We start from the raw sequence: 18372 nt of genomic DNA on the forward strand, positions 1-18372 counted from the left end.
GTTCATATAATAAGTTCATAAGAACCTTTAAAATGTTCTTAAAAACAAATCTATCATTCTGAATTTACTAGAAAGATAGATTTCACATATATCTATATAAAAGGAGAATGGATATAATATGTTGAAAAAACTTGTAGCAGTAATGACAGCATTCATGGTTATCTTTGGGGCTAGCAGCTTTATGTTCGTAGATCATGCAGCAGCGAAAAGTTACAAATCTGGTAAAAAATCATTTACACCAAGTTCAGGTCAAAAGTCAAAAGTTGATTTAAACAAAAAAGACTCAAATGTAAATTCTCAAAAAACGACTCCAGATTCAAAAACGAAAGCAACAAACACAGCACCAAAAAGTAATAAAGGAAGCTTTATGAAAGGTTTATTACTAGGTGGTCTTGGTGGTTTACTAATGGGTAGCTTATTTGCAAATATGGGAGCTCTTGGTTCTGTATTAGCGTTTATGGTAAATATGTTAGTAATGGCTGGTATCGTAATGTTAGCAGTTCGTGCATTTAAATACTTCAAAGACCAACGTAAGAAGAAGGCAGATGAAGTAGCATGGAAACAATAAAAATTTCTGAACAAGAATTAATAAATGCGCTTTGCGTATATATAGCTGAAAAAAGACAAGTGGGTCCAGAAGAAGTGTTAGTTGAACTCATGTATGACGATGACTACGGTTTCTCTGCGGAAGTAGAGGTAAATGGTCGCCAGCAAATTTTAATTCAAGCAAACTTAATCGAAGCATTACGCTTATTGCTTGACAGAGAATATAATGTCAATTCATTCGCAGCGAGATTACAACTTGAATTAGATGATGAAGAAGGTATTTACGCATTAGCGAAATTTAATAACTTGGATGAGTAGAGAAAAGAGCTGTTGAGAATAATCTCAGCAGCTCTTTTTAGTATGTGCATATGTAGAAGAATAATCACGCCAAATTTCATTCATCTTTCGTCTACCGATATCTACCATCGGATTAAACTGAATTGCAGCTTTCTGACGAACAGAGTGAACGTTTTGAATGGCGTGATATAATTGTTGGTCGACTATATCATGTTTTTCACCTGCATATTTAGCAATTGATAGACCTGCAACTGTTCCTTGCGCCATCGCAATTTTTCCGCTTTCAATGCCTGTAATATTGCCAGCTACAAATAAACCAGGAAGAGGGGTTTCCATTGTTTCGGAATGGAGAGGAACGTGTCCGCCTAATTCTGAAATGTAATGGAAGGGACAACCAGCTACAGCTGCAAGTTCGGCAAGTGGGTATAATCCCCCGGCAATACAAACAAAATCTGCTTCATATATTTTCTCTGATCCATTAATAACATTTCCTTTAGAGTCAATATTAGCAATACGTACACCTTCAACTTGATCCGTTCCGATAATTTCAAGAGCTGCTTTTCGAAGGTGAAGTGGCGTTCCGTTTATTTTCATTCCGCTGTTTGGATAGAATGTTAATCCAGCTTTTCGAATCCAATCATATTTCATAAAGTGGCTACCTATTCGTAAAATAGCAGAAGGAGCGAGATGTGCTGCATTTAAAAGAGAGTTTAAAACTTCTTCAGGTTCACCAGCTTTTTGACTTAACTCGCTTTTTTCAGGGAGTACAATATGATCTACTTTAATTCCCGCTAATTGCAGTTCACTTAAAATGGCGAAAGACAAAATGTTAGCACCAATAATGATTCCTTTTTTTCCAACTTGCACGCGATGAACATTTGTCATAACTTGAGCTGCTCCAATTGACATCACTCCTGGAAGTGTCCAGCCTGGAAGGGGAATAGAATATTCCGCAGCACCAGTAGCAAGTAGTACGAACGGTGCTTCTAACGTACCGATATTAGTATGTACAAACCAATTGTTTTCATCTTTATCTAAATTATAGACCGAAACACCGCACCTAATATGTACTGAAAGTGATTCTGCTTCTTCATGAAGTCGCTTCGATTCTTCTATTCCGTTCCACCATTCTCCAGTAGGCTCTTGATGCAACTGTCCTAACAATCTCCCGCCCGGCTTCATAAATTCATCAATAACGAGCACTTTTAGTCCGAAACGAGCACAAGAGATAGAAGCAGATAATCCCGCTGGTCCTGCACCAATGATAATTACATCACTCATCGTTTTTTCACCATCTCTCTCACGATATTTGGATGCTGTTTCCCGCTTTCAACAACCATGTTTTCTTCTACAACAGTTAAGCATGCGCGTACATTTGTTTGATTATTTACTGTCACGCGGCATTCAGAACAGTGCCCGATATTACAATAAATACCTCGCGGTGTCCCGCTATCTTCATGAACTCTTAATGTCCGTATTTCATTTGCTAACAGGGCAGCAGCTATCGTTTCATGTTCATATGCTTCGTATTGATGACCGTTAAATTGAAAAGTAATACGCTCACTACTTTGTAAAGTACCTAAAATAGGGTGATGTGTAATTCTACTCATTTACTTTCACCTACCGATCCAAAAGTAACTGCACGTATTGGTGGTTGATATTTTAACGGTAGTTCATTAAGAGTTACGTCAGGATTCGCATTTTCAATCATTCGATCTATCATTATTCTGCATGTGCGACCACCGCAAAATCCCATGCCAGCACGTGTTCTTAGTTTTAATTCTCTTGCCGAGCAGTTATATTCAGCAATTGTCGATTGAAGTTGTCCGTATGTAACCTCTTCACAACGACAAACGATTAAGTTGTTTTTATTGGTCATGTGTATTCCTCCTCTAGTTCGGTTTGCACAAATTATATATGCAAAAATCATGCCAATATAGAGGAGGGAGAGAGAGAGGGAGAGCTACCTGTAAACGCCTAATCGGTGCATACTGCTTCTTTATTGAAGTCCAAGTTTTTTTAAACGGTTATATAAAGTAGCCCTTGTTACGCCAAGTTGTTTTGCACATTCTAATTTATTCCCATTTAAAATTCGTAAAGCCCTTTCAATAACTTTTTTCTCATGCTCATCCATCTCTTCTTGTAAAGAAAGGATTGTATTATTGTTGCTGAGTAATAGGGAATGAGCTGTATGGTTGTCTAAAGTTTCAGTCGTATGAAATGGTAAATATTCTTGTTTTATAATTCCGTCTGTTGCGAATACCACAAGTCGTTCAACAACGTTTCGAAGTTCGCGAATATTACCTGGCCAATTGTAATGAAGCAGTTCATGCATAATGCTTGAAGGTAGGTCACGAATTGGTCGGTTATAGTTGATCGAAAAATCGTTTAAGAATGAGTATGTGAGTTCGATAATATCCTCTCGTCTTTCACGCAGCGGTGGAATATGCAGGCTAACTACATTTAAACGATAATATAAATCTTCTCGGAAAGTTCCTTTTCTCATTTCTTCTTGTAAATCCCGATTTGTAGCAGCGATAATGCGGAAATCAATATTAATTTCTTTTTCTCCGCCAACTCGGTAATACTTTCGTTCTTGTAGTACACGTAACAGTTTTACTTGCATATCGAGCGGCATTTCGCCAATCTCATCGAGGAATAAAGTACCGCCTTGCGCGAGTTCAATTTTACCTTTTTTTCCTTTACTATTTGCTCCAGAAAACGCCCCACGCTCGTAACCGAATAATTCACTTTCAAATAACGCTTCTGGAATTGCCCCGCAGTTAATCGAAATGAAAGGCGCCTTCGCTGCCTCACTTGCTTCATGAATTGCTTTCGCAAATACTTCTTTTCCAACTCCGCTTTCCCCAAGTATTAAAACAGTTGATTTCACCGAACAAACTTTTCTAGCTAATTGTATCGTTCTTTGTATAACAGGACTTTTTCCATTCATCGCAAGGAAAGGATCAGATTCATCTTTATACTTTGCCACTTCTTGTTCTAAACGGTGCATTTCATGTGACATATTAAATAGTTTTTCATTTAAAGCGACTTGATTTGTAACATCTGTTTCTGAAACGACTGCTCCTATAATTTCATCATTACAATAAACGGGATTTGAATTAATTAATACGAATAAATCGGGACGAGGCTGATGGAACTGAGCGACTATGCTTTTTCCATCATGTAAAGATTGTAAAATTTCCAAGTCTTTATAATCAAAAAAACGAGTAATCGGTTGCCCAATAATTTCATTATGGTTGACTGAAAATATTTTTTCAGCACCATCTGTCCAAGTTCGAACGCATTCTTTACTATCAATGACTGTAACAGAAGAGTCAGTTGTTAGTATTACGGTGTCATAAAATGCCTGTAGTTCATTGTAGGACTTATAAAGAAATGGAATCATTTGCTGAGAAGTTATACAGCATTTCGGCTCATCGTTTTCGTTAAGGATGATAACAGCTAATTCATAAGAAAAAGCGTCAATTAGTGCAGTGAATGAGTCATCTACATAAATAATGGCGCAATTATATTCTTCTGTAGTAGAAGGGAGATAATAAAACCTTTCGTTTACTTGCTTAATGTGATTAAGGCTACATGTATGATCGATTAAAATACTTTCCAAAAACTCTTGTATAGTCGGAAATGAAAATGCCATAATGCCCTCCTGTTATGTATAAAAATTTTGACAGTGATAAAAAAATAATACACCTATTTACTGTAAATTTAAATTATTTTTACAAATAAAAATATTGTTTATGGAAATTGTATATATGAAAAATTGGCACGTCAATTGCATAAAAGAAAGTGAGAGGTTTAGGGAAAGGAGGAGTATATTGTGAGGCACTGCGACGTTTTAATTATAGGTGGTGGAATAATAGGGTGTTCTATCGCTTATTACACTTCAAAATACGGAAGAGACGTAACAATCATTGAAAAAGGAGAATTTGTCAGCGGGACGTCTTCACGGTGTGATGGGAATATTTTGGCCATTGATAAAGATCCGGGATTTGATAGTCAAATGTCTTTAGTAAGTCAAAAATTAGTAACTGATTTAAGTGAAAAATTAGAGCATTCATTTGAATATAGGGCACCAGGAAGTATTCTCGTATGTGAGTCAGACGAAGAGATGGAGGCTGCGCAACAATGGGTAGATCGGCAAAAAGAAGCTGGATTACCGTTTCGAATGCTTGATAGGCAAGATATAAGAGAAGAGTCGCCTTTTTTTGCTGATGATTTATTAGGCGGTTTAGAATGTGCGACGGATTCAACTGTGAATCCATATCTCCTTGCTTTCTCGCTTCTGTCAGAGGCACAAAAGTTTGGCGCAAAAGCCTTTAAGCAGACCGAAGTAAAGAGTATGAAAATAGAGACGAATGGTTCATTTGTTGTAGAAACTACGAATGGTACTTTTACAGCAAAACAAGTTGTAAATGCAGCCGGTGTGTGGGCTCCTAAGATTGGTCAGATGTTAAATGTAAATATACCAATTGAACCGAGAAAAGGGCATATTATAGTAGCATCAAGGCAACAACATGTAGGATGCCGTAAAGTAATGGAATTCGGTTATTTAATTTCTAAATTTGGCGGAAAAAGAAAAGTAGATGTTTTAACTGAAAAATACGGGGTTGCGCTCGTATTTGAGCCTACTGAAAGTCAAAATTTCTTAATTGGAAGTAGTCGTGAATTTGTAGGGTTTCATACGAGAATAAACAATGAAGTCATTAAATGTATCGCAAATAGAGCGATTCGCTTTTATCCGAAAATGGCAGATATGATGGTAATTCGTTCTTACGCTGGTTTACGTCCGTGGACAGAAGATCATTTGCCGATTATTTCACGAGTGGAACATATTCCGAATTATTTCATTGCCGCTGGACATGAAGGGGATGGGATTAGTCTTGCAGCAGTTACTGGGAAAGTAATTGAAGAGTTATTAAATGAAAAAGAGACAATTATTCCTATTGAACCACTTCGTTTGAGTCGTTTTACAGAAAGGGTGTTAAACGGATGAGGTCACAAAGAGTCTTTACGACTATTGATACACATACGGGCGGGAATCCAACGAGGACATTAATTAGCGGACTTCCAAAGTTGATTGGAGAGACGATGGCAGAGAAGATGTTACATATGAAAAAGGAATATGATTGGATTCGAAAATTGTTAATGAATGAACCGCGTGGTCATGATGTAATGTCAGGGGCATTATTAACAGACCCATGTCATCCTGAGGCTGATATAGGTGTTATATACATAGAGACAGGTGGATACTTACCGATGTGCGGTCACGATACAATCGGTGTATGTACAGCGTTAGTTGAATCAGGTTTAATTCCAGTAGTTGAACCGATTACTTCTTTAAAACTAGATACCCCGGCTGGCTTAGTGGAAGTAGATATTGCTGTTCAAGATGGAAAAGCAAAAGAGGTATCTTTCTGTAACATACCAGTTTTTTTATTGAAAAATATTACTGTACACGTCAAAGACATTGGAACTGTAGAGGCTGATATTGCGTATGGAGGGAATTTTTATGCCATTATTGATGCGAAGTCAGTAGGCCTAGAATTAGTACCAGAAAATGCATCCACAATCATCGATAAGGCGATTCATATAAGAAACACAATTAATGAGAAGTTTGAAATCATTCATCCAGAGTATTCGTTTATTAGAGGATTAACACATGTTGAATTTTATACAGATGCTACTCATGAATGTGCGCATGTGAAAAATACAGTTGTTGTACCACCAGGCGGAATAGATCGATCCCCATGCGGTACAGGAACATCTGCGAAGCTAGCTGTATTATACGCTCAGAAAGAAATCAAAATTGGTGAAGAGTTCATTCATGAGAGTATTGTTGGTTCTTTATTTAAAGGATATGTAGTGAATACGACACATGTTGAAAATATTGAAGCTGTCATAACGAAAATTACGGGATCAGCTTGGCTTATGGGTATGCATAAATTTTTTTACAATGAAATGGATCCACTCAAAGAAGGATTTTTGCTAATTCCGCCGATGGAACATGAAACGGAGGATATAAAATGAACATTCAAAAAATGTATACAGCAGTAGACGTACATGTAAATGGCGAGGCATTTCGTGTAATGAAAGACGTACCGTGCAAATACTACTACAGTTTGGAGCAATTAAATGAACAATTTTCAGGTGAATTAGCAGAAGAGATGAAGCTTTTATTAAATGAACCACGTGGTTTTATCGGTTTGAATGGGTGTATTGTCGTTCCATCTATCCATAATGAAGTGGATGCAGCTGTATTATTTTTTAATCATGAAGGTTCGATTCCGCTTCATTATGGGGGCATTGTTGCGGTAATAACGATGTTACTCGAAAGTGGGTATTTAAAAAAGAGAGAGTCCAATCAATACAAAATTGAAACGTTATCTGGAATATTTTTAGTTCATGCGTATGTAGAGAATGATGAAGTTATATCTGTTTCGTTTGAAAGCAAACTTTGCTATTTGATTGAGGAAAATTTACAGGTTGGTAATGTAAGTTATTCTCTCATACAAGCAGATAAAGTATATGCAGTTGTAGAAAAAGGTGCGTATTCGCCAGAAATTCGTGTTGAAAACATTTCAGAATTGAAAAGATGGGGAGAAGCTACACTGCAGGCTATACAAAAACAGTCGCTAATAAAAAGGCTTATTTTAGTAGATCCTTCGCAAAAAGAAAAGAACCATATAAAGTCGATTACATTTCATGAAGATAACTTTATCGTACGTTCGCCAGGTTTTGTTTCTACTATCGTTTCCTATGTTCATGCATTATTTAAAAATGATTATATGGCGGATAAACCTTTTAAAAATGAAAGTATATTTAATAGTTTTATAACTGTGGAAAAAGTGAAGAAGGAGGAACTAGGATACATTTTCCGTTTTGAAAGTAGAGGATTTATTACAGGGATGCAGACGTTTCTATTAGACCCTACGGATCCGTTTCCGGCAGGATTCTTATTAAAATAAAATGTGATAGGGAGAGATAAATATGCAAAAAATTAAAGGGGCATTTCCAGTATTAATAACACCGATGGATGAATTTCAGGAAATTAATTGGGATGGGGTAAAACAAAATGTAAATTACTTTATCGAACAAAAGGTTGCAGGTATTATCATTAATGGAAGTACAGGAGAGTTTGTAAGTTTATCAAAAGAAGAACGATTTAAAATGGTAGAAACTGTGTTGAAAGAAATTGATGGCCGTATTCCAGTCATTGTTGGAACTGCAGCAGAGACCACAAAAGAAACAATTGAATATACGAAACATGCAGAAGCGCACGGAGCGGATTGTGCATTAATTATAAACTCTTACTATTGTAAACCGAAGGAAGAGGAGATTTATTTTCATTTTAAAGAAATCTCAAACTCTGTAAATATACCAATTATGCTATACAATAACCCATTTACTTCTGGTGTCGATATGAGTACAGAGCTAATGCTCCGTATTGGAAAAGAGTGTGAAAATGTTACACATATTAAAGAATCTAGCGGAGATATTCGAAAAGCGAGAGATTTAGTAAGACAAAGTGAAGGGGCTTTCCAAGTCTTCTGTGGTTCTGAAGATTTAGTTATGGAATCATATTTAGTTGGTGCTTCGGGATGGGTTTCAGTAGCAGGAAATATCGTTCCCGGTCTCGTTACAAAAATGTATGAGCATTTTCAAAATGGTGAATTAGAAAAGGCGTGGGAAATAAACGATGCTATTTTACCACTTTGCGAGTTTCTTGAAGGATCAGGGAAATATGTTCAAATCGTTAAACGTTCCATGGAATTACATGGGCAAGCGGGAGGACCTTCTCGCTATCCAAGACTAGGATTAACTGTTGACGAAGATCAAAAGCTTCAAACGATTTTATCAAATATTGCAGCTCATGCAGCTGTTTAAATAAGGAGGAGAACATAATGTTAAAGACAAATATTGAGCTGAAACCAAAAGTGGAAGCGTTTTTAAATGAAGAAATTAAAATGTTTATTAATGGCGAATTTGTTTCTGCTATTGGCGGAAAGACGTTTGAAACATACAATCCAGCAACAGAAGATGTTCTAGCAGTCGTATGTGAAGCGCAAGAAGAGGATATTGATGCTGCAGTAAAAGCAGCAAGATCTGCATTTAAATCTGGTCCGTGGGCAGAAATGACTACTGCTGAAAGAGCGCATCTTATTTATAAGTTAGCAGATTTAATTGAAGAACATAGAGAAGAATTAGCGCAACTAGAAGCTTTAGATAATGGAAAGCCATATCAAGTAGCACTTGATGATGATATTTCAGCGACTGTAGAAAATTATCGTTATTACGCAGGATGGGCTACAAAAATTATTGGGCAAACAATCCCAATTTCAAAAGATTACTTAAATTACACGAGACATGAACCTGTAGGTGTTGTAGGTCAGATTATTCCGTGGAACTTTCCGCTCGTTATGTCTTCTTGGAAAATGGGAGCTGCACTGGCGACAGGTTGTACGATCGTATTAAAACCAGCAGAGCAAACACCTTTATCCTTACTATATACAGCAAAACTCTTTAAAGAGGCTGGATTTCCAAACGGTGTTGTAAACTTTGTACCAGGCTTTGGTCCTGAAGCAGGAGCAGCAATTGTAAATCATCATGACATTGATAAAGTTGCTTTTACAGGATCTACTGTTACAGGAAAGTATATTATGCGTCAGTCTGCAGAAATGATTAAGCATGTAACGTTAGAGCTTGGCGGCAAATCACCAAATATCATTTTCGAAGATGCGGACTTGGAAGAAGCAATTAATGGTGCATTCCAAGGTATTATGTATAATCACGGTCAAAATTGTAGCGCAGGATCACGTGTATTTGTTCATCGTAAACATTATGAAACTGTAGTAGATGCACTTGTGAAAATGGCGAACAACGTAAAACTTGGAGCAGGTATGGAGAAAGGAACGGAAATGGGTCCACTCGTATCCAAGAAACAACAAGAGCGTGTGTTAAATTACATTGACCAAGGGAAGAAAGAAGGTGCTACAGTTGCGGCTGGTGGCGAACGTGCGCTTGAAAAAGGTTATTTCGTTAAGCCAACTGTATTCACAGACGTTACAGACGATATGACAATCGTTAAGGAAGAAATATTTGGACCAGTTGTTGTTGTACTTCCATTTGATTCGACAGAAGAAGTAATTGAACGAGCGAACAACTCATCCTATGGCCTTGCTGCGGGTGTATGGACGCAAAATATCAAAACGGGTCATCAAGTGGCAAATAAATTAAAAGCAGGAACAGTGTGGATTAATGATTATAACTTAGAAAATGCAGCTGCACCATTTGGTGGATACAAACAATCTGGTATTGGCCGCGAATTAGGTTCATATGCGCTTGACAATTATACAGAAGTGAAAAGTGTTTGGGTAAATATAAAGTAATAGGGCGTTTTACTGACAAAAATTGAGGGATGAAATAATGAAAGATGCGGACAACTAGAAAGTTTGATAATAGTTGTCCGTTTTCTTATATACAAAATTGCTTTTCCAAAGAATGATAAGGGGGATTTGGATGGAGAATTTAGTAGAATGGTTAGTAGGGCAAGTGTGGAGTATCGGTTTAGTTGCTTTTGCATTAGGGGCAGGCGTATATTTCACGATTGCAACACGTTTTTTGCAAATTCGTTATTTTAAAGAGATGATTAAACTATTATTTGAAGGAAAGAGTTCCGAGACGGGAATATCATCTTTTCAGGCATTTTGTTTAGCCTTATCAGGAAGAGTTGGAATTGGTAATATCGCAGGGGTAGCGACAGCGATCGCTTTCGGCGGGCCTGGAGCTGTATTTTGGATGTGGGTAATGGCTTTGTTAGGGGCAGCGAGTGCGTTTGTTGAATCAACATTATCTCAAGTATACAAAAGTAAAGTAGGGAATGAATATCGCGGCGGTACTCCATATTTCATTGAGAAAGGTTTAAAAATGAAATGGTTTGCAGTCATTGTAGCGGTAGTTGTAACACTTTCATATGGCATGTTATTACCAGGTATTCAATCTAGTAGTATCGCAGTTGGATTCGAAAACTCTAATGGTATTAACAAATATATAACTGGTATATTTTTAGTCGTGTTACTAGCAGCAATTATTTTTGGTGGTGTAAAGAGAATTGCTGGCGTTTCTCAAATGCTTGTTCCATTTATGGCAATTGGTTATGTAATTGTTACATGTATCATATTAATTGCGAATGTAACGGAGATTCCAAGTATGTTTGCTTTAATTTTCTCTAGCGCATTTGGTGTAAATGAAATGTTTGGTGGAATTGTTGGTGCAGCTATTGCATGGGGTGTAAAACGCGCTGTATTTTCAAACGTTGCTGGTGTCGGAGAAGCGACGTATAGTTCGGCTGCTGCTGAAGTATCGCATCCTGCAAAACAAGGATTAGTTCAAGCGTTTTCCGTATATATCGATACAATTGTCGTATGTACAGCGACAGCTCTTATGATATTAATTACAGGTATGTATAATGTTATACCTGAAGGGAAAAGCGCTATTGTAAAAAACATAGGAAATGTGGAAGCAGGTCCAATTTATACGCAACAAGCAGTTGAAACTGTGATGACAGGGTTTGGTCCAATATTTATTTCAATTGCAATTTTCTTTTTTGCATTTACAACGTTACTCGCTTATTACTATATCGCTGAAACGACACTTACTTATTTAGATCGTCAATTGAAGTATGGCTGGTTAAAACCAGTTTTAAAATTTGGATTTTTAATTATGGTTTACATCGGTAGTGTTGAATCAGCGTCGCTTTTATGGAATCTCGGAGATTTAGGAATCGGTAGTATGGCATGGTTAAACTTAATCGCGATTCTATTATTAAGTAAAATCGCATTAAAAGTGTTAAAAGACTATGAAACGCAGAAAAAAGAAGGGAAAGATCCAGTATTTAATCCTAAAAATGTGGGGATTGAAGGATTAACATTTTGGGAAGAAAGAAGTAAAGAGGTTGAAAGAAAAAGTTCTAGAGAAAAAGTTATTGTAGATGATAATTTAAAATTATAACGTAAATTAACTGAAAATTCTTAATTTAAAAGAAGGTATATTGCCTCCATTTCATCGCATACTACAATAGGTATGGATAATATGACTGGAGGGAATAAGATGGAACATGAGCAACATAGTTCGATAAATGATATTCTACATCATTATAAAGAAGGTATAGGTAGTTTTACAAATCAAATTCCTGAAATCGCTGAGACATATAATGCGTTCACGCAAGCTTGTTTTCAAGAGGGTGCTTTAACAAAAAGAGAAAAACAACTTATTGCATTAGGAATTAGTTTAGCAACGCAAGATGAGTATTGTACAATTTATCATACAAAAGGTTGTCTTGATCAAGGATGTTCGGATAAAGAGATTCTGGAAGCATGTGGTGTTTCAGCAGCATTTGCTGGCGGAGCTGCGATGAGTCAAGCGGTAACTTTAGTGCAAGAGTGTTTAACAGAACTGAAAAATCAAAAGCATTGAATAAAAAACGTTTTAAACTTTATGTTTAAAACGTTTTTTATGTGAAATTAAATTTGAGTATAAAAATTATCTAGGATGGGTTCAATTTTTATCGTTTTCAATTTGTATTCAATTTAATATTCTATATCTTCATAAATAGATTTTCCTACATCAGGAAGAACTGTGTATATACTCTTACCGATTAAAGCTTCTAATTCTTTCTTAATCGCATAAAACCCTTTCCAATGTAAAGATGTATGAGATGTTGTACCATGACGCAAACCAACGGAAATTAATCTTCTTTCCAGCGTAGTAAAGCCATCTGCGTCAGCAAGAGCGTCACAAAGAGTAATTACTTTATTATATAAGTCGTAGTTACTATGTTCATTCAATATTGCAACTAACCGGCTTTTCATATGGTCAGGAACGAGACTCCATTCCGCTGCGATATCTATATGTTCATTTTTACAGGGAAATGAGTGTGTCACACAAATAATGGCGTTTCCTGTATATCCTAAATCATTCATATAAATATAACCATCATAGGAATGAATGACCGATTTGGTAAAACCTTTGTATCTTCCGATATCATGCAAAAGGGCAGCGTTATATGCTATGTCAGCATCTAGCTTGTACCCTTTTTTTATAAGTTCTATAATTATGTTTTCAGTTGCATGAGCAACATGTAGTGAATGTTCAAACCAAGGGCCCGGGTTTTGTTCATATGCCCATTCGAGTAATTCTTTTGCGTACGTTCTATCTAATATATATTTCATATCGTTATCCTTTCAAAAAAAATCATATCTTAATATAAATTCATCTTATTATTTCATTATTCCTTCTTTAAAAATTGTTACAATGAAACAAAAGGGGGAAAAGTAATGCGAAATTTAGTAATTGAAGAAATTAAGAAACTAGAAAATGATATGGAAGAACTTTCGAAACTTTTGAAAATGGTTGTAAATGATGGGGCATCAATTGGTTTTTTGCCTCCACTGGAACAAAAAGACGCAACAAAGTATTGGCAAACAGTATTAGCGCCAGAAGTGATATTGTATGTGGCTAAAATAAACAACGAAGTAGCAGGGAGTATTCAATTACAATTAGTTACAAAGCCTAACGGAATTCATAGAGCCGAGATTTGTAAATTAATGACTCATCCAAACTTTAGACGTAACGGTATTGGACGATCGCTTATGCAAAAAGCAGAGGAACGAGCAAAGCAAGAAAACAGGTCTCTTTTAGTATTAGATACTAGAGAAGGAGATCCTTCCAATAAATTGTACAAATCACTAGACTACCAAGAAGTTGGAACAATACCAGGGTATGCAATTTCTCCGAATGGAAAGTTAGATGCTACGGTTCTTTATTATAAATGCATATAAATTGTGATTAAAAGGTTATCATACTGAATAATAATTAACGCACTAAATGAATTTGAGAAAGTTTTTAGAGGGTTCTTTTAGTAATGATTCTCGTCTTATAATAAATGTAGAGAAGATGACTAGGCAACTATAGTTATTTTCGCTTTATTATTGGAAGGGGATGAAAGAATGAAAAAGAATAGTTTACAAAAGATGAAGAAAGTTATTTTAAGTGGTGGCGTATTACTTACGGGATTATTAACATTTGGATTTTCAGAAAAGGCTTCAGCTCATGGATATGTAGAATCACCAGCGAGCCGATCTTATTTATGTAAGCAAGGGGTAAATGTAAATTGTGGACCGATTCAATATGAACCACAAAGTGTAGAAGGGATAGGTGGATTTCCGCAACTCGGACCTTCTGATGGACAAATTGCAGGGGCTGGTCATTTTCCCGCTTTAGATGTTCAAACTGTAGATAGGTGGAAGAAAGTTACGTTAAATGGCGGAACGAATACATTCAAGTGGAAACTAACGGCTCCTCATAGTACAAAAGAGTGGAAATATTATATTACGAAAAAAGGTTGGAATCCAAATAAACCTTTAACGCGATCAGATTTAGATTTAGTGCCATTCTATGTGAAAAATGACGGTGGAGCTAGACCAGGGACAACAGTAACGCACGAAGCAAATGTACCAACTGACCGTAGTGGATACCATCTTATTTTAGCTGTTTGGGAAATTGCAGACACTGGAAATGCGTTTTATCAAGTTATAGATGTAAACCTTGTGAATAATGGCTTAGCTTCAAATTTCGCTTTTAACAACGTAGTGCAAACTCCTACACTATTTTAATTGAAACATATATTTCGATCATCTAATTCATTTTAGATGATTTTTTTTATGAAAATGATGAAAAATATAGAAGAAAGTACAATTATTTATAAAAAAATATGCTTTAAATATTGTCATATTTGCTTCTTTAAGATATCCTTTTCATGAAGAGGTGGAAAACATGGAAAAAGTACTAGTTTTCGGGCATAAAAACCCAGATACAGATGCAATTTGTTCTGCAATTGCTTATGCAGAATTGAAAAAAGAATTAGGAATGAATGCTGAGCCTGTACGTTTAGGCGAAATCAGCGGTGAAACTCAATTTGCGTTAGACTATTTTAAAGTAGAAGGACCGCGTTTTGTTGAGACAGTAGCAAGCGAAGTGGACAACGTTATTTTAGTTGACCATAACGAGCGTCAACAAAGTGCTAACGATATCGAATCAGTTCGTGTGTTAGAAGTTATTGACCATCACCGTATTGCTAACTTTGAAACAAGCGATCCTATATACTATCGTTGTGAGCCAGTTGGATGTACAGCTACAATCTTAAACAAAATGTACAAAGAAAATGGCGTTACAATTCGTAAAGAAGTTGCAGGTTTAATGTTATCTGCAATTATTTCAGATTCTTTACTATTCAAATCTCCAACTTGCACAGAACAAGACGTAGCAGCTGCTCGTGAATTAGCGGAAATCGCTGGTGTAGATGCTGATAGCTACGGCTTAGAAATGTTAAAAGCTGGTGCTGACTTAAGCGGAAAAACAATGGAGCAATTAATCTCTCTTGACGCTAAAGAATTCCAAATGGGTAATGCGAAAGTTGAAATCGCACAAGTAAACGCTGTTGATACAAACGACGTTCTTGTACACCAAGCGGAACTTGAAAAAGTAATCTCTGCAGTAGTAGAAGAGAAAGGTTTAGACCTATTCTTATTCGTTGTAACTGATATCTTAACTAACGATTCTGTCGGTCTTGCGATCGGTAAAGCAGCAAACGTTGTTGAGAAAGCATACAACGTATCACTAGAAAACAACACAGCTACTTTAAAAGGTGTTGTATCTCGTAAAAAACAAATCGTACCAGTATTAACAGAAGCATTCCAAGCTTAATTTTATTGAGTACACATAAACAGCAAGGACAAGTAGTCAGATTGGCTACTTGTCCTTTTTTATCTCTAAAAAACAGAAAATTAAAAACGGGAGGATTGTGTATGTTGAATGATTTGGAGAGTAAATTACAGTCACTTTTAGAGCGAAATATTACGTCGGTTTCAGAATTAGAGAGCTGGCTTTCGGAGGAGCTGCGTTTAAACGCAGAAATAGAAGAAGAGTTAACGATCAATTTAATCGCTATGTATAGAGATACAAAAGATAGTAATATACGTGATATACATATGTATAACCAAAATGAAATTCAGCCACTTTTAAAAAGATACAATGCAAAATTTGACCAGAAATTTAGAGATTGTCCGTTTTCTGATTTATTAGATGAGCAGAAATATGGATTTATGAAAAAAGCAAGATTTGTGAAGAGTGAAATGTTTAATGAAAAGAACATAGCGCTTTCCGTTAAAGAGCAAGAACTTATTACGAAATATAGAGAAATAATGTCTAACATATCTATTAATTGGGAAGGCGAGCAAAAGACGTATGCATACGTAAAAGCAAGGATAGATAACCCAAATAGAGCTATTCGTGAAAAAGCTTGGTACGCTTTATGCGAAGCAAGAAGTATAGTAAAAATAGAAATAGATTGTATTATGAAGGAACTCGTACAATTGCGGAATCAGATGGCTTTAAATGCAGGGTTTAATAATTATAGTGAGTATGCCTTTAAACAAAAAAATAGAGATTACAGTATTGAAGATTGTTATAAGTTTCATGAGTCGATAGAAAAGTGTGTTGTACCAATTTGGAAACAGTTAGGAAGTCTTTTTAAAAAGAATCTTGATGTAAAAACGTATCGTCCTTGGGATCTTGCTCCTTGTAATTTGCAAAAATCCTCATTTGAAAATTACATTGATTTATTGGATGGGGTTGAAGAAATGTTTCGGAAGACAGATTCATGTTTTCATGAGGAATTTACTCATATAAGGGAAGCGGGATTAATTGACGTACAAGAACGGAAAAATAAAGCATCAGGAGCTGCTTGCTTTACCTTACCTCATAGTAAAGACGTTTTTATTTATTCTAATTTTAGTCCTTCATTTTATGCAATTCATGCATTAATACATGAATTGGGGCATGCATTACATTTTTATAAACAATTTAACAATGAAAGTAGTATGCAGGAAAGATACCTTCGTGAAGAGGTGGCGGAACTTTATTCCCTTAGCCTGGAGTTATTATTAATGGATAAGCTTACTATTTTTTATACGCAAGAGGATGATTATAAAGAAGTACAGCGAGTTCAATTATATCGTACTTTATCGTTATTAATATCGTCAGTTTCAGGAGATGTATTCCAGCACTGGCTTTATACAAATCCAAATCATTCACCAGAAGAGCGAAATGAGAAATATATTGAACTATGTAAAAGGTATCAATATTCATCAGTTGATATTGCAGGAGTAGAGAATGAAATTGGTTCTAGTTGGTTCGAGTCATTTCACTTTGTTCAGTTTCCTTTTTATAAAATTGAATATGCAATTGCGCAAATAGGAGCGATTCAATTGTTTCAAATTTATCGAGAGAATCCGGAACAAGCGATTACTTTCTTTAAAGAGGGAGCGAGTTCAGATTGGAATTTATCTATACAGGAAATATATAAAAATACAGGTGTTGCGTTTGACTTTTCGGAAGAAAGGATACAAAGTACTGCAAGGGCTATTTTAGATTTGATTAACGAATTAAAATAAGGATAGCGTTAGCTATCCTTATAATTGTTTATTCGTAAGATTTTTTCTTGTTTATATAAAATGTGATTATCGCAGTAATGAAGAAAATAGGTATCGCATACACTTGCCCAACAAATAACTTCCAGCCGACATAATTGTAGCCTTCAGATGCTGGGATGATAACGGAAATAACGCAAACGATAAAATAGACTAATAGTGCAGGGATAATATTTTTCATTTTTACGAACCTCCTTTTTAACTTTATTCATGCATCATAATATTGCAATTTATTTTTATTATTTTGAAGAAAAAAAGAAAAATTTTTATGGTATTATAATATTTACATTGAGAGTGATCCATAGTACTTATATGGTAAAATGTGTAATTAAAACTTTCAGAATTATTATATAGTATTTCGAGAGAAAAATGTACAAAATAATGGATTTTATTTATTGAAGTTAAGGGAGTAGAAATATATATGAAAAGGCTATGTATAATTCCATGTGGAAAAAAGAAAATTTGGGATAAGCATTCAAACTACGGACCGATGGAAGCAAAAGATGTATATATTAGTCCGTTCGGAAAAGCATGTCAGGCGTACGCATCCATGTTTTTCGAAAACTGGGTTATATTATCAGCGAAACATGGATTTTTAAGGCCAAATGATATTGTATTAAAAAACTATGATCTTGCATTTGATTCAAAAAGCGATGAGGTAATAAGTATAGAGAAATTACAAAAACAGATGGTAGATAAAAGTTTACTACAGTTTGACGAAATCGTCTTACTAGCAGGGAAGAAGCATAAAAAAGTAGTGACAAAGTTATATCCAGAAGAAATGATTACATATCCGCTAGAGGGGTGTAAAGGAATTGGGTATATGTTGCAGAGGTTAAAAGAGGCAGTGAAGGAGGAGGCGGAAATATAGGTATAGTTTCGGTCACCATGATCTTAAACTTTATTTAGGGAACTAAAAGTAAAATAGAGTTTTTAAGCATCGCCAAAAAGGTGATGCTTT

The 18372-nt window shown here is 35.6% G+C and carries 20 protein-coding genes; 14 read left to right on the forward strand and 6 right to left on the reverse strand.

All coding sequences use genetic code 11. The annotated features are described in order from the left end of the window. The first annotated feature begins 118 nt into the window (after positions 1–118). Together ACQRBL_RS12425 and ACQRBL_RS12430 are read left to right on the forward strand one after the other, a co-directional pair. Entirely contained in the window at positions 119–568 is a 450-nt protein-coding gene (locus tag ACQRBL_RS12425) for a hypothetical protein (RefSeq protein WP_000914478.1), read from the forward strand. Beyond that, on the forward strand, positions 556–864 hold the full coding sequence (locus ACQRBL_RS12430) for a YxcD family protein (RefSeq protein WP_023522202.1): 309 nt from the start codon (positions 556–558) through the stop codon (positions 862–864). The genes ACQRBL_RS12425 and ACQRBL_RS12430 overlap by 13 nt, the downstream gene beginning before the upstream one ends. 24 nt (positions 865–888) lie before the next feature. On the opposite strand, the gene ACQRBL_RS12435 is transcribed toward ACQRBL_RS12430, so the two are convergent. From ACQRBL_RS12435 to ACQRBL_RS12450, 4 genes are all read right to left on the reverse strand, one after another. Beyond that, the gene (locus ACQRBL_RS12435; protein WP_016081262.1) at positions 889–2124 is read right to left on the reverse strand and encodes an NAD(P)/FAD-dependent oxidoreductase; all 1236 of its coding nucleotides are present in this window, start codon (positions 2122–2124) and stop codon (positions 889–891) included. Then, positions 2121–2453 (reverse strand): (2Fe-2S)-binding protein, encoded by a 333-nt coding sequence (locus ACQRBL_RS12440; protein ID WP_000087063.1) that lies wholly within the window; start codon positions 2451–2453, stop codon positions 2121–2123. The genes ACQRBL_RS12435 and ACQRBL_RS12440 overlap by 4 nt, the downstream gene beginning before the upstream one ends. Next, positions 2450–2722 carry a (2Fe-2S)-binding protein gene (locus ACQRBL_RS12445; RefSeq protein WP_000182619.1) on the reverse strand — a complete coding sequence of 91 codons (273 nt, stop codon included), beginning with the start codon at positions 2720–2722 and terminating at the stop codon, positions 2450–2452. The genes ACQRBL_RS12440 and ACQRBL_RS12445 overlap by 4 nt, the downstream gene beginning before the upstream one ends. Before the next feature lie 120 nt (positions 2723–2842). Next, complete coding sequence (locus tag ACQRBL_RS12450) at positions 2843–4504, reverse strand: sigma-54 interaction domain-containing protein (protein WP_063547555.1); 1662 nt, start codon at positions 4502–4504, stop codon at positions 2843–2845. A gap of 180 nt (positions 4505–4684) precedes the next feature. Here ACQRBL_RS12450 and ACQRBL_RS12455 point away from each other — a divergent pair, with 180 nt between their 5' ends. From ACQRBL_RS12455 to ACQRBL_RS12485, 7 genes are all read left to right on the forward strand, one after another. Next, positions 4685–5860 (forward strand): NAD(P)/FAD-dependent oxidoreductase, encoded by a 1176-nt coding sequence (locus ACQRBL_RS12455; RefSeq protein ID WP_001215274.1) that lies wholly within the window; start codon positions 4685–4687, stop codon positions 5858–5860. Further along, a complete protein-coding gene (locus tag ACQRBL_RS12460; protein ID WP_411995574.1) occupies positions 5857–6894 on the forward strand; it encodes a proline racemase family protein in 1038 nt (345 codons plus the stop codon). Before ACQRBL_RS12455 ends, ACQRBL_RS12460 begins: the two co-directional genes overlap by 4 nt. Then, positions 6891–7832, forward strand: a complete 942-nt coding sequence (locus ACQRBL_RS12465; RefSeq protein WP_001025560.1) for a proline racemase family protein — start codon at positions 6891–6893, stop codon at positions 7830–7832. Before ACQRBL_RS12460 ends, ACQRBL_RS12465 begins: the two co-directional genes overlap by 4 nt. A gap of 22 nt (positions 7833–7854) precedes the next feature. Continuing rightward, entirely contained in the window at positions 7855–8751 is an 897-nt protein-coding gene (dapA, locus tag ACQRBL_RS12470; RefSeq protein WP_001169449.1) for a 4-hydroxy-tetrahydrodipicolinate synthase, read from the forward strand. Positions 8752–8768: 17 nt separating this feature from the next. Then, positions 8769–10253: an aldehyde dehydrogenase family protein gene (locus ACQRBL_RS12475; RefSeq protein WP_063547549.1), complete on the forward strand. Its 1485-nt coding sequence runs from the start codon at positions 8769–8771 to the stop codon at positions 10251–10253. Positions 10254–10383: 130 nt separating this feature from the next. Next, positions 10384–11874, forward strand: coding sequence for an alanine/glycine:cation symporter family protein (locus tag ACQRBL_RS12480; protein ID WP_411995573.1), 1491 nt, complete (start codon positions 10384–10386; stop codon positions 11872–11874). 72 nt (positions 11875–11946) lie between these two features. After that, the gene (locus ACQRBL_RS12485) at positions 11947–12339 is read left to right on the forward strand and encodes a carboxymuconolactone decarboxylase family protein (protein ID WP_001999958.1); all 393 of its coding nucleotides are present in this window, start codon (positions 11947–11949) and stop codon (positions 12337–12339) included. Between the two features lie 113 nt (positions 12340–12452). Here ACQRBL_RS12485 and ACQRBL_RS12490 read toward each other — a convergent pair whose 3' ends face one another. Beyond that, the gene (locus tag ACQRBL_RS12490; RefSeq protein ID WP_411995572.1) at positions 12453–13094 is read right to left on the reverse strand and encodes an HD domain-containing protein; all 642 of its coding nucleotides are present in this window, start codon (positions 13092–13094) and stop codon (positions 12453–12455) included. Between the two features lie 105 nt (positions 13095–13199). On the opposite strand from ACQRBL_RS12490, the gene ACQRBL_RS12495 reads away from it, so the two are divergent. From ACQRBL_RS12495 to ACQRBL_RS12510, 4 genes are all read left to right on the forward strand, one after another. Then, complete coding sequence (locus tag ACQRBL_RS12495) at positions 13200–13703, forward strand: GNAT family N-acetyltransferase (protein WP_023522191.1); 504 nt, start codon at positions 13200–13202, stop codon at positions 13701–13703. A 168-nt stretch (positions 13704–13871) separates the two neighbouring features. Further along, positions 13872–14537: a lytic polysaccharide monooxygenase gene (locus ACQRBL_RS12500; protein WP_016081274.1), complete on the forward strand. Its 666-nt coding sequence runs from the start codon at positions 13872–13874 to the stop codon at positions 14535–14537. 160 nt (positions 14538–14697) lie between these two features. Further along, complete coding sequence (gene ppaC, locus ACQRBL_RS12505) at positions 14698–15627, forward strand: manganese-dependent inorganic pyrophosphatase (protein ID WP_000416871.1); 930 nt, start codon at positions 14698–14700, stop codon at positions 15625–15627. 101 nt (positions 15628–15728) lie between these two features. Beyond that, the gene (locus ACQRBL_RS12510) at positions 15729–17375 is read left to right on the forward strand and encodes a M3 family oligoendopeptidase (protein ID WP_063547545.1); all 1647 of its coding nucleotides are present in this window, start codon (positions 15729–15731) and stop codon (positions 17373–17375) included. A 28-nt stretch (positions 17376–17403) separates the two neighbouring features. On the opposite strand, the gene ACQRBL_RS12515 is transcribed toward ACQRBL_RS12510, so the two are convergent. Beyond that, on the reverse strand, positions 17404–17592 hold the full coding sequence (locus tag ACQRBL_RS12515; RefSeq protein WP_000789485.1) for a DUF4017 family protein: 189 nt from the start codon (positions 17590–17592) through the stop codon (positions 17404–17406). A gap of 240 nt (positions 17593–17832) precedes the next feature. Between ACQRBL_RS12515 and ACQRBL_RS12520 the strand changes: the two genes are divergently transcribed. Then, entirely contained in the window at positions 17833–18282 is a 450-nt protein-coding gene (locus ACQRBL_RS12520) for a DUF6884 domain-containing protein (RefSeq protein WP_000824876.1), read from the forward strand. Positions 18283–18372: the final 90 nt, after the last annotated feature.

The organism is Bacillus sp. AF62 (genome assembly GCF_050312695.1).
In the GTDB taxonomy this organism is placed as follows: Bacteria; Bacillota; Bacilli; order Bacillales; family Bacillaceae_G; genus Bacillus_A; species Bacillus_A cereus.